The organism is Pseudomonas sp. (genome assembly GCF_017744435.1).
Taxonomy (GTDB): Bacteria; Pseudomonadota; Gammaproteobacteria; order Pseudomonadales; family Pseudomonadaceae; genus Aquipseudomonas.
On the sequence record NZ_JAGIBG010000056.1, the window covers coordinates 1 to 15,802 of the forward strand.

Sequence of the window (15,802 nt, forward strand, 5' to 3'; positions counted from 1 at the left end):
ACGTAGTCAGCGTGACCTGGGCAGTCAACGTGAGCGTAGTGACGAATGTTCGAGTTGTACTCGACGTGAGCGGTGTTGATGGTGATACCGCGCGCTTTTTCTTCTGGAGCCGAGTCGATCTTGTCGAACTCAACGACGGCCGAACCGAAAACTTCGGAGCAGACGCGAGTCAGAGCTGCGGTCAGAGTGGTCTTACCATGGTCAACGTGGCCGATGGTGCCGACGTTAACGTGGGGAAGGGAACGATCAAATTTTTCTTTAGCCACGACAGTGAACTCCTAGCCTAAAGGGGCTGAATCAGCCTTGTTTTTTAATGAGAGCTTCGACGATGTTCGACGGAGCTTCAGCGTATTTCGAGAATTCCATGGAGTAGCTTGCGCGACCCTGAGACATGGAACGAACGTCGGTTGCGTAACCGAACATCTCTCCCAGCGGTACCTCAGCAGTGATTACCTTGCCGGACACCGAGTCTTCGTTACCCTGGATCATCCCACGACGACGGCTCAGGTCACCCATCACGTCACCCAGGTAATCTTCCGGGGTTACAACTTCGACCTTCATGATCGGCTCAAGCACCACGCCACCGCCCTTCTGGGCCAGTTGCTTGGTCGCCATCGAAGCAGCGATCTTGAACGCCATTTCGTTGGAGTCGACGTCGTGGTACGAACCGTCGAATACCGTAGCCTTCAGGCCGAGCAGCGGATAGCCGGCAACAACGCCGTTCTTCATCTGCTCTTCGATACCCTTCTGGATCGGGGCGATGAATTCCTTAGGAATCACACCACCAACGACTTCGTTGGTGAACACCAGACCTTCGGTGATGTTGCCCTTCTCGTCGACGTCTGGCTCCGAGAAGCGGATCCAGCAGTGACCGAACTGACCACGACCACCCGACTGACGAACGAACTTGCCTTCGATCTCGACGTTGGACTTGGTGATCTTCTCGCGGTACGAAACCTGCGGCTTGCCGACGTTGCACTCGACGTTGAACTCGCGCTTCATGCGGTCAACGAGGATGTCCAGGTGCAGCTCACCCATACCGGAGATGATGGTCTGACCGGTTTCTTCGTCGGTCTTGACGCGGAACGACGGGTCTTCCTGGGCCAGCTTGCCCAGTGCGATACCCATCTTCTCCTGGTCAGCCTTGGTCTTCGGCTCTACGGAGAGCGAAATCACCGGCTCAGGGAAGTCCATACGCTCAAGGATGATCGGCTTGTCGGCGTTGCACAGGGTGTCACCGGTGGTGACGTCCTTCATGCCGATCAGAGCAGCGATGTCGCCTGCACGTACTTCCTTGATCTCTTCACGCTGGTTGGCGTGCATCTGGACCATACGACCAACGCGCTCTTTTTTGCCCTTGACCGAGTTGATGACGGAGTCACCGGAGGTCAGGAAGCCCGAGTAAACGCGAACGAAGGTCAGAGTACCAACGAACGGGTCGGTGGCAATCTTGAACGCCAGGGCCGAGAACGGCTCGTTGTCGTCAGCAGGACGCTCGTCGTACTGCTCTGCAGTAACTTCATCCTTCGGCACGTCGATCAGATCAGGGTGGATACCCTTGATCGCAGGGATCTCGGTTGGCGCAGGCAGGAAGTCAATGACGGCGTCGAGAACCAGGGGAACGCCCTTGTTCTTGAACGAGGAACCGCAGACAGCAGGAACGATCTCGCTCGCCAGGGTACGGGCGCGCAGACCAGCCTTGATGTCTTCGACGGACAGGTCACCTTCTTCAAGGTACTTGTTCATCAGCTCTTCGTTGGCCTCGGCAGCAGCCTCGACCATGTTGCTGCGCCATTCGTTGGCCAGGTCCACCAGCTCGGCAGGAATCTCTTCCTCGCGGTAGGTAGTACCTTTGTCGTCGTCGTTCCAGTAGATGGCTTTCATCTTGATCAGGTCAACCTGACCCTGGAAGTCGTCTTCCGCACCGATAGCCAGCTGGACCGGAACCGGGGTGTGACCCAGACGGTTTTTGATCTGACCGATAACGCGCAGGAAGTTGGCACCAGCACGGTCCATCTTGTTCACGTAGACAACACGTGGAACGCCGTACTTGTTGGCTTGACGCCATACGGTTTCGGACTGTGGCTCAACGCCGGAAGTACCGCAGAACACAACGACCGCGCCGTCGAGTACACGCAGCGAACGCTCTACTTCAATGGTGAAGTCAACGTGGCCGGGGGTATCGATGACGTTTACGCGGTAGTTGTCGTACTGACCACGGGAACCTTTCCAGAAGGTGGTAACGGCAGCGGAGGTAATGGTGATACCGCGCTCCTGCTCCTGCACCATCCAGTCGGTGGTCGCGGCGCCATCATGCACCTCGCCCATCTTGTGGCTCAGACCTGTGTAGAACAGGATCCGCTCGGTAGTGGTGGTCTTGCCCGCGTCAACGTGGGCACAGATACCGATGTTACGGTAGCGGTTAATTGCTGTAGTACGAGCCATAAAGCCCTCGCAAAATAATTGATGCTTGAATTAGAAGCGGTAGTGCGAGAACGCTTTGTTGGCTTCAGCCATACGGTGCACGTCTTCACGCTTCTTGACTGCAGCACCTTTGCCTTCGGCAGCATCCAGCAGTTCGCCGGCCAGGCGCAGAGCCATCGACTTCTCGCCGCGCTTGCGGGCGTAGTCTACGAGCCAGCGCATTGCCAGAGCGTTACGACGGGATGGACGAACTTCAACCGGAACCTGGTAAGTGGCACCGCCTACACGGCGGGACTTAACTTCGACCAGCGGAGCGATGGCGTCGAGAGCTTTCTCGAAGATTTCCAGGGGGTCGCTGTTCTTGCGTGCTTTGACGGTATCCAGGGCACCGTAAACGATGCGCTCGGCTACGGCCTTCTTGCCGCTTTCCATCACGTGGTTCATGAACTTGGCGAGGATCTGGGATCCGTACTTCGGATCGTCAAGGATCTCACGTTTTGCTGCTACACGACGTCTTGGCATGATAAGCCCTCAAACGGTCTTCAGGTTAGCCCGGGACGTGGGTCTGCGACCCCTGCCCGACCTTACTCTTATCGACTCAAAAAAATGGATGTCTGCAAACGGCCGATTACTTCGGACGCTTGGTACCGTATTTCGAACGACCCTGGTTACGGCCTTTAACGCCCGAAGTATCCAGAGAGCCGCGAACGGTGTGGTAACGAACACCTGGCAAGTCTTTTACACGGCCGCCACGGATCAGGACGACGCTGTGCTCTTGCAGGTTGTGGCCTTCACCACCGATGTACGAGGAAACCTCGAAACCGTTGGTCAGACGCACACGGCATACTTTACGCAGTGCCGAGTTAGGTTTTTTCGGCGTGGTGGTGTACACGCGGGTGCACACGCCACGACGCTGCGGGCAGTTCTGCAGCGCAGGAACGTCGGACTTCTCGACCGAACGCTTGCGCGGCTGACGTACCAGCTGGTTGATAGTTGCCATCTACTAGCTCCACTGATTGTCTTGCGACTCTATTGTCTTGCAAGAAAGCCAAAAATTGGCGAGACGGAGCCTCACCAAATTTAAGGGTACAAAAGTCTACGGAGGATCTTGCACCCAGTCAAGACGAGGCCCCGGCCCTCCTCGCCCGATCATCGGCAACATTTCATGTCACCGATGGCCGTTCGAGGCTTGCCGGGGCCCTGCCCTGTACTTAGTTGCCGCTGGAGTTCAGCGCTTCGGTCAGTGCGGCTTCCACCTCACTGGCGCTCACACGCAGCGGTTTGTCGGCATCACGGCGGCGCTTGCGCTCGCTGTGGTAGGCCAGACCAGTACCGGCCGGGATCAGACGACCCACGACCACGTTCTCTTTCAGGCCGCGCAGGTAGTCGCGCTTGCCGGTTACCGCCGCTTCGGTCAGTACGCGGGTGGTTTCCTGGAAGGAAGCCGCGGAGATGAACGACTCGGTCGACAGCGAGGCCTTGGTGATACCCAGCAGCACACGGGTGAACTTGGAGATGAACTTGTCTTCCCCTGCCAGGCGCTCGTTTTCCATCAGCACCTGGGTCAGTTCCATCTGGTCGCCCTTGATGAAGCTGGAGTCACCCGACTCGGCGATCTCGACCTTGCGCAGCATCTGACGCAGGATGGTCTCGATGTGCTTGTCGTTGATCTTAACGCCTTGCAGACGGTAAACGTCCTGGATCTCGTTGACGATGTACTTCGCCAGCGCGCTCACACCCAGCAGACGCAGGATGTCGTGCGGATCGCTCGGGCCGTCGGAGATAACTTCGCCGCGGTTTACCTGTTCGCCTTCGAAGACGTTCAGGTGGCGCCACTTCGGAATCAGCTCTTCGTACGGATCGCTACCGTCGGTCGGAGTGATGACCAGACGACGCTTGCCCTTGGTCTCTTTACCGAACGCGATGGTGCCGCTGACTTCAGCCAGAATCGAGGCTTCTTTCGGACGGCGCGCTTCGAACAGGTCGGCAACGCGTGGCAGACCACCGGTGATGTCACGGGTCTTCGACGTTTCTTGCGGGATACGCGCGATAACGTCACCAACACCGATCTGGGCACCGTCAGCCACACCCACGAGGGCGTTGGCCGGCAGGAAGTACTGTGCAGGTACGTCGGTACCTGGCAGGTACAGGTCCTTGCCAGCGGCATCGACCATCTTGATTGCCGGACGGATTTCCTTGCCTGCGGCAGGGCGATCCTTGACGTCCAGTACTTCAATGTTGGTCAAGCCGGTCAGTTCATCGGTCTGACGCTTGATGGTGATGTTTTCTTCCATGCCCACGAAGGTCACGGTACCTTTCAGTTCGGTAACGATCGGGTGGGTGTGCGGGTCCCACTTGGCAACGATTGCGCCAGCTTCGACCTTGTCACCTTCCTTGACCGAAATCACCGCACCGTAAGGCAGCTTGTAGCGCTCACGCTCACGACCGAATTCGTCGGCAATGGCCAGCTCGCCGGAACGCGATACGGCAACCAGGTTACCGTCGGCACGCTCAACCTGTTTCAGGTTGTGCAGGCGAACCATACCGCCGTTCTTCACCTGGACGCTGTCGGCAGCCGAGGTACGGCTTGCAGCACCACCGATGTGGAACGTACGCATGGTCAGCTGGGTACCCGGCTCACCGATCGACTGTGCAGCGATAACGCCGACAGCTTCACCGATGTTCACCTGGTGACCACGAGCCAGGTCACGACCGTAGCACTTGGCGCAGATACCGAAGCGGGTTTCGCAGTTGATCGGCGAACGCACGATCACTTCGTCGATGCTGTTCAGCTCGATGAACTCGACCCACTGCTCGTCGACCAGGGTACCGGCCGGAACGATGACGTCCTCGGTGCCTGGCTTGAACACGTCACGGGCGATGACACGACCCAGTACACGCTCACCCAGCGGCTCAACAACGTCGCCGCCTTCGATGTGCGGGGTCATCAGCAGGCCCTGGTCGGTGCCGCAGTCGATCTCGGTCACGACCAAGTCTTGTGCAACGTCTACCAGACGGCGAGTCAGGTAACCGGAGTTCGCAGTCTTCAGTGCGGTATCCGCCAGACCCTTACGAGCACCGTGGGTCGAGATGAAGTACTGGAGTACGCTCAGACCTTCACGGAAGTTCGCGGTGATCGGCGTCTCGATGATCGAGCCGTCCGGCTTGGCCATCAGGCCACGCATACCGGCCAGCTGACGGATCTGGGCTGCGGAACCCCGCGCACCCGAGTCAGCCATCATGTACATCGAGTTGAAGGACTCTTGATCGACTTCGTTACCGTCGCGGTCGATGACCTTCTCTTTCGAGAGGTTGGCCATCATCGCCTTGGACACTTCGTCGTTCGCCTTCGACCACAAGTCGATGACCTTGTTGTACTTCTCGCCCTGGGTTACCAGGCCGGAGGCGTACTGGCTCTCGATTTCCTTCACTTCGTCGGTAGCGTTACCGATGATGCGGGCTTTCTCGTCCGGGATAACGAAGTCGTTAACACCGATGGAAACGCCGGAAATGGTCGAGTAAGCGAAACCGGTGTACATCAGCTGGTCAGCGAAGATAACGGTCTCTTTCAGACCAACCACGCGGTAGCACTGGTTGATCAGCTTGGAGATCGCCTTCTTCTTCATCGGCTGGTTGACCACGTCGTACGGCAGGCCTGCCGGAACAACCTGGAACAGCAGCGCACGGCCGACGGTGGTGTCGACGATGCGGGTATTCTTGACCACCGAACCGTCACGCTCTTTCACGGTTTCGTTGATACGAACCTTGATTTTCGCGTGCAGGGCAGCTTCGCCGGCGCGGAATACGCGGTCGACTTCCTGCAGGTCGGCGAATACGCGACCTTCGCCCTTGGCGTTGATGGCTTCACGGGTCATGTAGTACAGACCCAGTACAACGTCCTGCGACGGAACGATGATTGGCTCACCGTTGGCTGGCGACAGGATGTTGTTGGTCGACATCATCAGCGCGCGCGCTTCGAGCTGGGCTTCCAGCGTCAGCGGCACGTGAACGGCCATCTGGTCACCGTCGAAGTCGGCGTTGTACGCGGCACAGACCAGCGGGTGCAGCTGGATAGCCTTACCTTCGATCAGAACCGGCTCAAAGGCCTGGATACCCAGACGGTGCAGGGTCGGTGCACGGTTGAGCAGTACGGGGTGTTCGCGGATCACCTCGGCGAGCACGTCCCACACCTCTGGCAGCTCGCGCTCGACCATCTTCTTGGCAGCCTTGATGGTGGTCGCCAGACCACGCATTTCCAGCTTGCCGAAAATGAACGGCTTGAACAGCTCGAGGGCCATCTTCTTCGGCAGACCGCACTGGTGCAGACGCAGGGTCGGGCCTACGGTAATTACCGAACGACCGGAGTAGTCCACGCGCTTACCGAGCAGGTTCTGACGGAAGCGACCTTGCTTACCTTTGATCATGTCGGCCAGGGACTTCAGCGGACGCTTGTTCGAGCCAGTGATGGCGCGACCGCGACGGCCGTTGTCCAGCAGGGCGTCGACCGCTTCCTGCAGCATGCGCTTTTCGTTGCGCACGATGATGTCCGGCGCCGACAGATCGAGCAGGCGCTTCAGACGGTTGTTACGGTTGATCACCCGACGATACAGGTCGTTCAGGTCGGAGGTCGCGAAGCGGCCGCCATCCAGCGGTACCAGCGGACGCAGGTCCGGCGGCAGCACTGGCAGGACGGTCAGGACCATCCACTCAGGCAGGTTGCCCGAGCCCTGGAAAGCTTCCATCAGCTTCAGGCGCTTGGACAGCTTCTTGATCTTGGTTTCCGAGTTGGTCTGCGGAATCTCTTCGCGCAGGCGGCCGATCTCGTGCTCCAGGTCGATCGCGTGCAGCAGCTCGCGGACAGCCTCGGCACCCATGCGGGCGTCGAAGTCGTCACCGAACTCTTCAAGCGCTTCGAAGTACTGTTCGTCGTTCAGCAGCTGACCCTTCTCGAGGGTGGTCATGCCCGGGTCGATCACGACGTAGCTCTCGAAGTAGAGCACGCGCTCGATGTCACGCAGGGTCATGTCCATCAGCAGGCCGATACGGGACGGCAGCGACTTCAGGAACCAGATGTGGGCAACCGGCGAGGCCAGTTCGATGTGCGCCATGCGCTCACGACGAACCTTGGCCAGGGCAACTTCAACGCCGCACTTCTCGCAGATCACGCCGCGGTGCTTGAGGCGCTTGTACTTGCCGCACAGGCACTCGTAGTCCTTGACTGGGCCAAAGATCTTGGCGCAGAACAGGCCGTCACGCTCAGGCTTGAACGTACGGTAGTTGATGGTTTCCGGCTTCTTAACTTCACCGAACGACCACGAACGGATCATTTCAGGCGACGCCAGACCGATGCGGATGGCGTCGAACTCTTCGACTTGACCCTGGTTTTTCAGCAAATTCAGTAGGTCTTTCAAGGCCTTTCCTCCTGGCGGAGCAGGGAGCGGGCATTACCTGCCCCACTCCCCTTCGCGTCACGTGTTATTCGGTTTCCAGATCGATATCGATACCGAGCGAACGGATCTCTTTGATCAACACGTTGAAGGACTCGGGCATGCCCGGCTCCATACGGTGATCGCCATCCACGATGTTCTTGTACATCTTGGTACGGCCGTTCACGTCGTCCGACTTCACTGTGAGCATTTCTTGCAGGGTGTATGCCGCGCCGTATGCTTCCAGCGCCCACACTTCCATCTCCCCGAAACGCTGACCACCGAACTGCGCCTTACCACCCAGCGGCTGCTGGGTAACCAGGCTGTAGGAACCAGTGGAACGCGCGTGCATCTTGTCGTCCACCAAGTGGTTCAGCTTGAGCATGTACATGTAACCAACGGTCACAGGACGCTCGAACTTGTTGCCGGTACGGCCGTCGAACAGCACCATCTGGCCGCTTTCTGGCAGGTCTGCCAGTTTCAGCATGGCCTTGATCTCACGTTCCTTGGCACCGTCGAAGACTGGGGTGGCCATCGGCACGCCTTTCTTCAGGTTGTTCGCCAGGGCGATGATCTCTTCGTCGGTGAACTCTTCCAGGTTCTCCTGACGACCACCGATCTCGTTGTAGATCTCGGTGAGGAAGGTGCGCAGTTCAGCGGCTTTACGCTGCTCTTCGATCATGCGGTCGATCTTCTCGCCCAGACCTTTGGCCGCGAGGCCCAGGTGGGTTTCAAGGATCTGACCGACGTTCATACGCGAAGGTACGCCCAGCGGGTTCAGTACGACGTCGACCGGAGTACCGTTGGCGTCGTGCGGCATGTCTTCTACCGGCATGATTACCGAGACGACACCCTTGTTACCGTGACGACCGGCCATCTTGTCACCCGGCTGGATGCGACGGCGGATTGCCAGGTAGACCTTGACGATCTTCAGTACGCCTGGAGCCAGGTCATCGCCCTGCTGCAGCTTGCGCTTCTTGTCTTCGAACTTGTCGTCCAGCAGACGGCGACGGTCGACGATGTACTGTTGAGCCTTTTCCAACTGCTCGTTCAGTGCATCTTCGGCCATGCGCAGTTTGAACCACTGGCCGTGCTCCAGACCGTCCAGCACTTCGTCAGTGATCACGGTGCCTTTCTTCAGGCCCGCGCCACCGTCGACCACCTGGCCGTTCAGGGCAGCACGCAGACGCTCGAAGGTTGCACCTTCGACGATGCGGAACTCTTCGTTGAGGTCCTTGCGGATCTCGTCCAGCTGCATCTTCTCGATGGACAGGGCGCGGCTGTCGCGCTCGACGCCATCACGGGTGAAGACCTGTACGTCGATGACGGTACCCTTGGTGCCGGTCGGCACGCGCAGGGAGGTGTCCTTAACGTCGCTGGCCTTCTCACCGAAGATTGCGCGCAGCAGTTTTTCTTCCGGAGTCAGCTGGGTTTCGCCTTTTGGCGTGACCTTGCCGACCAGGATGTCGCCAGCGCCGACTTCGGCACCTACGTAGACGATACCGGCTTCGTCCAGCTTGTTCAGAGCGGCTTCACCCACGTTCGGGATGTCCGCAGTGATTTCCTCTGGGCCAAGCTTGGTGTCACGCGCCACACAGGTCAGTTCCTGGATGTGGATGGTGGTGAAGCGGTCTTCCTGAACCACACGCTCGGACAGGCAGATGGAGTCTTCGAAGTTGAAGCCGTTCCACGCCATGAACGCGATGCGCATGTTCTGACCCAGTGCCAGTTCACCCATGTCGGTGGACGGGCCGTCGGCCATGATGTCGCTGCGCTGAACCTTGTCACCCTTGCTGACCAGCGGACGCTGGTTGATGCAGGTGTTCTGGTTCGAACGGGTGTACTTGGTCAGGTTGTAGATATCCACACCGGCTTCGCCGGTCTCGACTTCGTCGTCATTGACGCGAACGACGATACGGCTGGCGTCGACCGAGTCGATCACACCACCGCGACGAGCAACCACGCAGACACCGGAGTCACGGGCAACGTTGCGCTCCATGCCGGTACCTACCAGCGGCTTGTCGGCTCGCAGGGTTGGTACAGCCTGGCGCTGCATGTTCGAACCCATCAACGCACGGTTGGCGTCGTCGTGCTCGAGGAACGGAATCAGCGACGCAGCAACAGAAACAACCTGCTTCGGCGAAACGTCCATCAGGGTGACGTCTTCCGGCGCCTTGACGGTGAATTCGTTCAGGTGACGAACGGCAACCAGCTCATCGATCAGCTGCTTCTTCTCGTTCATCGCGGCCGAAGCCTGGGCGATCACGTGATCCGCTTCTTCGATGGCCGACAGGAACACGATGTCGTCGCTGACCACGCCTTCCTTCACCACGCGGTACGGGCTTTCCAGGAAGCCATACTGGTTGGTGCGGGCATAGGCTGCCAGGGAGTTGATCAGACCGATGTTCGGACCTTCAGGGGTCTCGATCGGGCACACGCGGCCGTAGTGGGTCGGGTGTACGTCACGGACTTCGAAGCCAGCACGCTCACGGGTCAGACCGCCAGGGCCGAGTGCAGAAACACGGCGCTTGTGGGTGATCTCGGAGAGCGGGTTGTTCTGGTCCATGAACTGCGAGAGCTGGCTGGAACCGAAGAACTCCTTCACCGCCGCCGCTACCGGCTTGGCGTTGATCAGGTCTTGCGGCATCAGGCCTTCGCTTTCGGCCATCGACAGACGTTCCTTGACCGCACGCTCAACACGTACCAGGCCAACGCGGAACTGGTTCTCGGCCATCTCACCGACGCAACGAACGCGACGGTTACCCAGGTGGTCGATGTCGTCGACGATGCCTTTGCCGTTACGGATATCGACCAGGGTCTTCAGAACCTCGACGATATCTTCCTTGCTCAGCACGCCCGAACCTTCGATCTCGGTACGACCGATACGACGGTTGAACTTCATGCGGCCAACTGCGGACAGGTCGTAACGCTCGGCGCTGAAGAACAGGTTGTTGAACAGGGTCTCGGCAGCATCCTTGGTCGGCGGCTCGCCTGGACGCATCATGCGGTAGATCTCGACCAGGGCTTCCAGCTGGTTGCTGGTGGTGTCGATCTTGAGGGTATCCGAGATGAACGGACCGCAGTCGATGTCGTTGGTGTACAGGGTCTCGATGCGGACAACCTGAGCCTTGGCGATCTTGATCAGCAGCTCGGTGGTCAGCTCGGTGTTGCACTCGGCCAGGATCTCGCCAGTGGCCGGGTGAACGATGGCCTTGGCGGTGGTGCGACCCAGGACGTATTCCATCGGCACGTCCAGCTGGTTGACACCGGCCTTCTCGAGCTGATTGACGTGGCGCGCAGTGATGCGGCGGCCCTGCTCGACAATGACCTTGCCAGCGCCGTCATGGATGTCCATGACCGCGACTTCACCACGCAGACGCTGAGGTACCAGTTCCAGGCTGAGTTTCTCGCCGGAAATATGGAATACGTTAGTGGTGTAGAAGGTGTTGAGCACTTCTTCCGTGCTGTAACCCAGCGCGCGCAGCAGCACCGAGGCCGGCAGTTTGCGGCGACGGTCGATACGCACGAACACGCAGTCTTTCGGGTCGAACTCGAAGTCCAGCCACGAACCGCGGTAAGGGATGATGCGAGCGGAGTACAGCAGCTTGCCGGAGCTGTGCGTCTTGCCACGGTCGTGGTCGAAGAACACACCAGGCGAACGGTGCAGCTGGGAAACGATTACTCGTTCGGTACCGTTGATAACGAAGGTACCGTTCTCAGTCATCAGGGGGATTTCACCCATGTAGACTTCTTGCTCTTTGATGTCCTTGATCGCTTTGTTCGACGATTCCTTGTCGAAGATGATCAGGCGCACCTTGACCCGCAGTGGGACCGCGAAGGTCACGCCACGCAGGACACATTCCTTCACATCGAAGGCGGGATCGCCCAGGCGGTAGCCTACGTACTCCAGGGCAGCATTGCCGGAGTAGCTGATGATCGGGAATACCGACTTGAAGGCCGCGTGCAGGCCGACGTCACGGAACTGATCCTTGGATGCTCCCGCTTGCAGGAATTCGCGATACGAATCCAGCTGGATGGCCAGAAGATATGGCACATCCATGACGTCCGGCAACTTGCTAAAGTCCTTGCGGATACGTTTTTTCTCAGTGTATGAGTAAGCCATCAGCGTTCCCCAGCTTGGTCACCTGCTTGTTTGGCTTCTCCCGGCGGGAGCAGCCAGAAAATCGTGCAAACCCCTTGGTTTGCGCACCCACATGGGTGTCTTGCAGCGTGTTATCGGGGCCGGATTGACCAGCCACCAATAACGGAAAAAGGCCGGTGGCATAAGCCACCAGCCATCAGCCTTTCGCTCAACGCTCAGGCTGGCATCGCAAAGTCGAAATTACTTCAGCTCGACTTTAGCGCCTGCTTCTTCCAGCTTCTTCTTAGCGTCTTCAGCGGCTTCTTTCGAAACGCCTTCAGCTACAACCTGAGGAGCGCCGTCGACTTTCTCTTTGGCTTCTTTCAGGCCCAGACCGGTCAGTTCGCGAACGGCTTTGATCACGTTCACTTTCTTGTCGCCGGCTTCAACCAGAACAACGTTGAACTCGGTCTGCTCTTCAACAACGGCAGCAGCAGCAGCTGGGCCGGCAGCGGCAACAGCAGCGGTAACGCCGAAGGTTTCTTCCATAGCTTTGATCAGCTCAACAACTTCCAGAACGGTTTTCTGGCCGATTGCTTCGATGATTTGTTCGTTAGTCAGAGACATGACTTAAATCCTGTATTGGGGTGACAGCCTACGCAGCCATCAAATTAAACGTATGATTTTGAAAGAGTTTCGCGTGCCTTAGGCAGCGGTAGCTTCTTTCTGGTCGCGAATGGCTGCCAGAGTACGAGCCAGCTTGCTGGTAGCGCCTTGGATCACGCTCATCAGTTTCGCAATAGCTTCGTCGCGGGTCGGCAGAGAAGCCAACACGTCGATCTGGTTCGCTGCAATCAGATTGCCGTCAAATGCGGCTGCCTTGATCTCGAACTTGTCCTGACCCTTGGCGAACTCTTTGAACAGACGAGCAGCAGCGCCCGGGTGTTCGTTGGAGAAAGCAATCAGGGTCGGGCCTTTGAACGCGTCGTTGAGGATCGAGAATTCGGTGCCTTCAACAGCGCGCTTGAGCAGGGTGTTACGTACGACACGTACGTATACGCCAGCTTCGCGGGCCTCTTTACGGAGTCCGGTCATTGCGCTTACAGTCACACCACGGGCATCGGCCACGACAGCGGACAGAGCGACTTTGGCAGCCTCGTTGACTTCAGCGACGATGGCCTTCTTGTCTTCGAGTTTAATTGCCACGGGTTTACTCCTGGTTTTTACCGTTTCATCTGGCCGAAGCCGGATGTCGTTTTGGTGTCTGATTCGGTAAACGAATCGGGAGCACCATCTGCGTGGGCTGGTGTTTTAAGGCTTGCGCCGCCTACGGTCTTGGATAGCCCCCGCCAGGCAGGGACCCCAATTTTTGCGGGTGGCGCGACAGGTCGCGCCACCATGTTCTTACACGTTCAGCGAGCTCTGATCGATGATCAGACCTGGGCCCATGGTGGTGCTCAGGGTAACGCGCTTGACGTAGATACCTTTCGAAGAGGCCGGCTTGATACGCTTCAGGTCAGCGATCAGGGCTTCAACGTTTTCCTTCAGCTTGTCAGCTTCGAAGCCGATTTTGCCAACGGAAGTGTGGATGATACCGTTTTTGTCGGTACGGTAGCGAACCTGACCAGCCTTGGCGTTTTTGACAGCGCCGGCTACGTCTGGAGTCACGGTACCAACTTTCGGGTTAGGCATCAGGCCGCGAGGACCCAGAACCTGACCCAGCTGACCTACAACGCGCATGGCATCAGGCGATGCGATGACGACGTCATAGTTCAGGTCGCCGCCTTTCATTTCGGCAGCCAGATCGTCCATACCTACGCGGTCAGCGCCGGCAGCCAGAGCGGCTTCAGCAGCTGGACCCTGGGTGAAGACGGCAACACGTACGGTCTTGCCAGTGCCGTGTGGCAGCACGGTAGCGCTACGAACGACCTGGTCGGATTTACGCGGGTCAACACCGAGGTTAACGGCGATGTCGTAGGATTCTACGAATTTGGCAGCCGGCAGCGAAGCGAGCAGGGTTGCGGCTTCTTCGAAGTTGTAGGCCTTGCCTGCTTCGATTTTCTCGGCGATTGCCTTTTGGCGCTTGGTCAGCTTAGCCATTACACACCCTCCACGTTCAGGCCCATGCTGCGGGCAGAGCCAGCGATGGTGCGTACAGCTGCGTCCAGGTCAGCGGCGGTCAGATCAGCCTGTTTAGCTTTGGCGATATCTTCCAGCTGAGCACGGGTAACGGTACCGACTTTAACGGTGTTCGGGCGAGCCGAACCACTGGCCAGGCCAGCAGCTTTCTTCAGCAGAACCGAGGCAGGGGTGCTCTTGGTCTCGAAGGTGAAGCTACGGTCGCTGTAGACAGTGATGATCACTGGAGTCGGCAGACCGGCTTCTTGACCCTGAGTACGGGCGTTGAAGGCCTTGCAGAACTCCATGATGTTCACACCGTGTTGGCCCAGTGCTGGACCGACGGGTGGGCTTGGGTTGGCCTGGCCGGCCTTAACTTGCAGCTTGATGTAAGCCTGAATCTTCTTAGCCATGAGCTACTCCAAAATCGGGTACGAACGCCTGATGGCTCCCCGGATGACTTGCGTTTTATCCCAGTGACGACAAAACCCCGCAGCACACAGGGCTGCGGGGTATGGGATGCTTTGTCCGCCTAGACCTTTTCGACCTGGCTGAACTCGAGCTCCACCGGAGTAGAGCGACCGAAAATGAGCACTGCAACCTGCAGACGGCTCTTCTCGTAGTTAACCTCTTCGACACTACCATTGAAGTCAGCGAACGGACCATCAATGACTCGAACCACTTCACCCGGTTCGAACAGCGTCTTCGGCTTCGGCTTGTCACTGCCGTCGGCAACGCGACGCAGGATAGCCTCAGCTTCTTTATCGGTAATCGGCGCAGGCTTGTCTGCAGTGCCGCCGATAAAGCCCATCACACGAGGGGTATCCTTGACCAAGTGCCAAGTCCCTTCGTTCATCTCCATCTGGACCAGTACATAGCCAGGGAAGAATTTGCGCTCACTCTTGCGCTTCTGGCCGTTGCGCATTTCAACGACTTCTTCGGTCGGGACCAGGATCTCGCCGAAACCGTCTTCCATGCCAGCCAGCTTCACGCGCTCGATCAGGGAGCGCATTACATGCTTCTCGTAACCCGAGTAAGCATGCACAACATACCAACGCTTAGCCACGGGACACCTTTAGCCAACGATCAGGGAGACCGCCCAGCCGAGCAGGGAATCAAGACCCCACAGCAGCAGTGCCATAACCAGCACGACAGCCACGACAATCAGCGTGGTCTGGGTGGTTTCCTGGCGGGTCGGCCACACGACTTTACGGATCTCGGTACGAGCTTCCTTCGCCAGCGCAAAGAACGACTTACCCTTCGCAGTCTGCAGAGCTACAAAGCCTGCGACAGCAGCCAGGGCGAGAAGTGCAAGGACGCGATACAGGATCGGAGAGGCGGAGTAATATTGATTACCCACAACACCAACAACCACCAAAGCCACTACAGCCAGCCACTTGAACAGATCAAAACGCGATTCTTGGGCTTCAGTTTTGGGGGTCATCGAGGAGGATCCTGTAAGAAGAAAGCCATCACACCGAGGTGAAATGGCAGGTCAGGAGGGAATCGAACCCCCAACCTACGGTTTTGGAGACCGTCGCTCTGCCAATTGAGCTACTGACCTGTAACGCTGTATCAGGCCGGCCATTATACCGGCCCGATTAGGAAAATCAACTACTTATTCAATAATTTTTGCTACGACGCCGGCGCCGACGGTACGACCGCCTTCACGGATAGCGAAGCGCAGACCGTCTTCCATTGCGATGGTCTTGATCAGGGTAACAGTCATCTGAATGTTGTCACCTGGCATTAC

12 protein-coding genes, 1 tRNA gene and 1 pseudogene are annotated in these 15,802 nt (G+C 58.1%); all 14 read right to left on the minus strand.

Annotation, left to right across the window (positions count from 1 at the left end):
* A partial coding sequence (locus tag J7573_RS25050) for a GTP-binding protein (RefSeq protein WP_253250581.1) occupies positions 1–266 on the minus strand: 266 nt, incomplete at its 3' end.
* A 31-nt stretch (positions 267–297) separates the two neighbouring features.
* Positions 298–2,445 (minus strand): elongation factor G, encoded by a 2,148-nt coding sequence (fusA, locus tag J7573_RS25055; protein WP_159408681.1) that lies wholly within the window; start codon positions 2,443–2,445, stop codon positions 298–300.
* Between the two features lie 30 nt (positions 2,446–2,475).
* A complete protein-coding gene (rpsG, locus tag J7573_RS25060) occupies positions 2,476–2,946 on the minus strand; it encodes a 30S ribosomal protein S7 (protein ID WP_003246741.1) in 471 nt (156 codons plus the stop codon).
* 106 nt (positions 2,947–3,052) lie between these two features.
* A complete protein-coding gene (gene rpsL, locus J7573_RS25065; protein WP_003255492.1) occupies positions 3,053–3,424 on the minus strand; it encodes a 30S ribosomal protein S12 in 372 nt (123 codons plus the stop codon).
* Positions 3,425–3,635: 211 nt separating this feature from the next.
* Positions 3,636–7,835 (minus strand): DNA-directed RNA polymerase subunit beta', encoded by a 4,200-nt coding sequence (rpoC, locus tag J7573_RS25070; protein WP_085673184.1) that lies wholly within the window; start codon positions 7,833–7,835, stop codon positions 3,636–3,638.
* Positions 7,836–7,899: 64 nt separating this feature from the next.
* Positions 7,900–11,973, minus strand: a complete 4,074-nt coding sequence (gene rpoB, locus J7573_RS25075) for a DNA-directed RNA polymerase subunit beta (RefSeq protein ID WP_294341157.1) — start codon at positions 11,971–11,973, stop codon at positions 7,900–7,902.
* A 219-nt stretch (positions 11,974–12,192) separates the two neighbouring features.
* Positions 12,193–12,558, minus strand: coding sequence for a 50S ribosomal protein L7/L12 (gene rplL / locus J7573_RS25080; protein ID WP_003255496.1), 366 nt, complete (start codon positions 12,556–12,558; stop codon positions 12,193–12,195).
* A gap of 78 nt (positions 12,559–12,636) precedes the next feature.
* A complete protein-coding gene (gene rplJ, locus J7573_RS25085) occupies positions 12,637–13,137 on the minus strand; it encodes a 50S ribosomal protein L10 (RefSeq protein WP_294341161.1) in 501 nt (166 codons plus the stop codon).
* Positions 13,138–13,335: 198 nt separating this feature from the next.
* Complete coding sequence (gene rplA, locus J7573_RS25090; protein WP_027919361.1) at positions 13,336–14,031, minus strand: 50S ribosomal protein L1; 696 nt, start codon at positions 14,029–14,031, stop codon at positions 13,336–13,338.
* Complete coding sequence (gene rplK / locus J7573_RS25095) at positions 14,031–14,462, minus strand: 50S ribosomal protein L11 (RefSeq protein WP_144170320.1); 432 nt, start codon at positions 14,460–14,462, stop codon at positions 14,031–14,033. Before rplK ends, rplA begins: the two co-directional genes overlap by 1 nt.
* A 119-nt stretch (positions 14,463–14,581) precedes the next feature.
* Positions 14,582–15,115: a transcription termination/antitermination protein NusG gene (nusG, locus tag J7573_RS25100; protein ID WP_003255501.1), complete on the minus strand. Its 534-nt coding sequence runs from the start codon at positions 15,113–15,115 to the stop codon at positions 14,582–14,584.
* A gap of 9 nt (positions 15,116–15,124) precedes the next feature.
* Complete coding sequence (gene secE / locus J7573_RS25105; protein WP_008089117.1) at positions 15,125–15,493, minus strand: preprotein translocase subunit SecE; 369 nt, start codon at positions 15,491–15,493, stop codon at positions 15,125–15,127.
* 44 nt (positions 15,494–15,537) lie between these two features.
* Positions 15,538–15,613 (minus strand) — tRNA-Trp (locus tag J7573_RS25110).
* A gap of 54 nt (positions 15,614–15,667) precedes the next feature.
* Positions 15,668–15,802, minus strand: a pseudogene (locus J7573_RS25115) (elongation factor Tu); the annotation flags it as partial.

Coding starts and splice junctions, on each gene's coding strand:
- fusA (WP_159408681.1), bottom strand. CDS start 2,445: ATGGCTCGTACTACAGCAATTAACCGCTACCGTAACATCGGTATCTGT.
- rpsG (WP_003246741.1), bottom strand. CDS start 2,946: ATGCCAAGACGTCGTGTAGCAGCAAAACGTGAGATCCTTGACGATCCG.
- rpsL (WP_003255492.1), bottom strand. CDS start 3,424: ATGGCAACTATCAACCAGCTGGTACGTCAGCCGCGCAAGCGTTCGGTC.
- rpoB (WP_294341157.1), bottom strand. CDS start 11,973: ATGGCTTACTCATACACTGAGAAAAAACGTATCCGCAAGGACTTTAGC.
- rplL (WP_003255496.1), bottom strand. CDS start 12,558: ATGTCTCTGACTAACGAACAAATCATCGAAGCAATCGGCCAGAAAACC.
- rplA (WP_027919361.1), bottom strand. CDS start 14,031: ATGGCTAAGCTGACCAAGCGCCAAAAGGCAATCGCCGAGAAAATCGAA.
- rplK (WP_144170320.1), bottom strand. CDS start 14,462: ATGGCTAAGAAGATTCAGGCTTACATCAAGCTGCAAGTTAAGGCCGGC.
- secE (WP_008089117.1), bottom strand. CDS start 15,493: ATGACCCCCAAAACTGAAGCCCAAGAATCGCGTTTTGATCTGTTCAAG.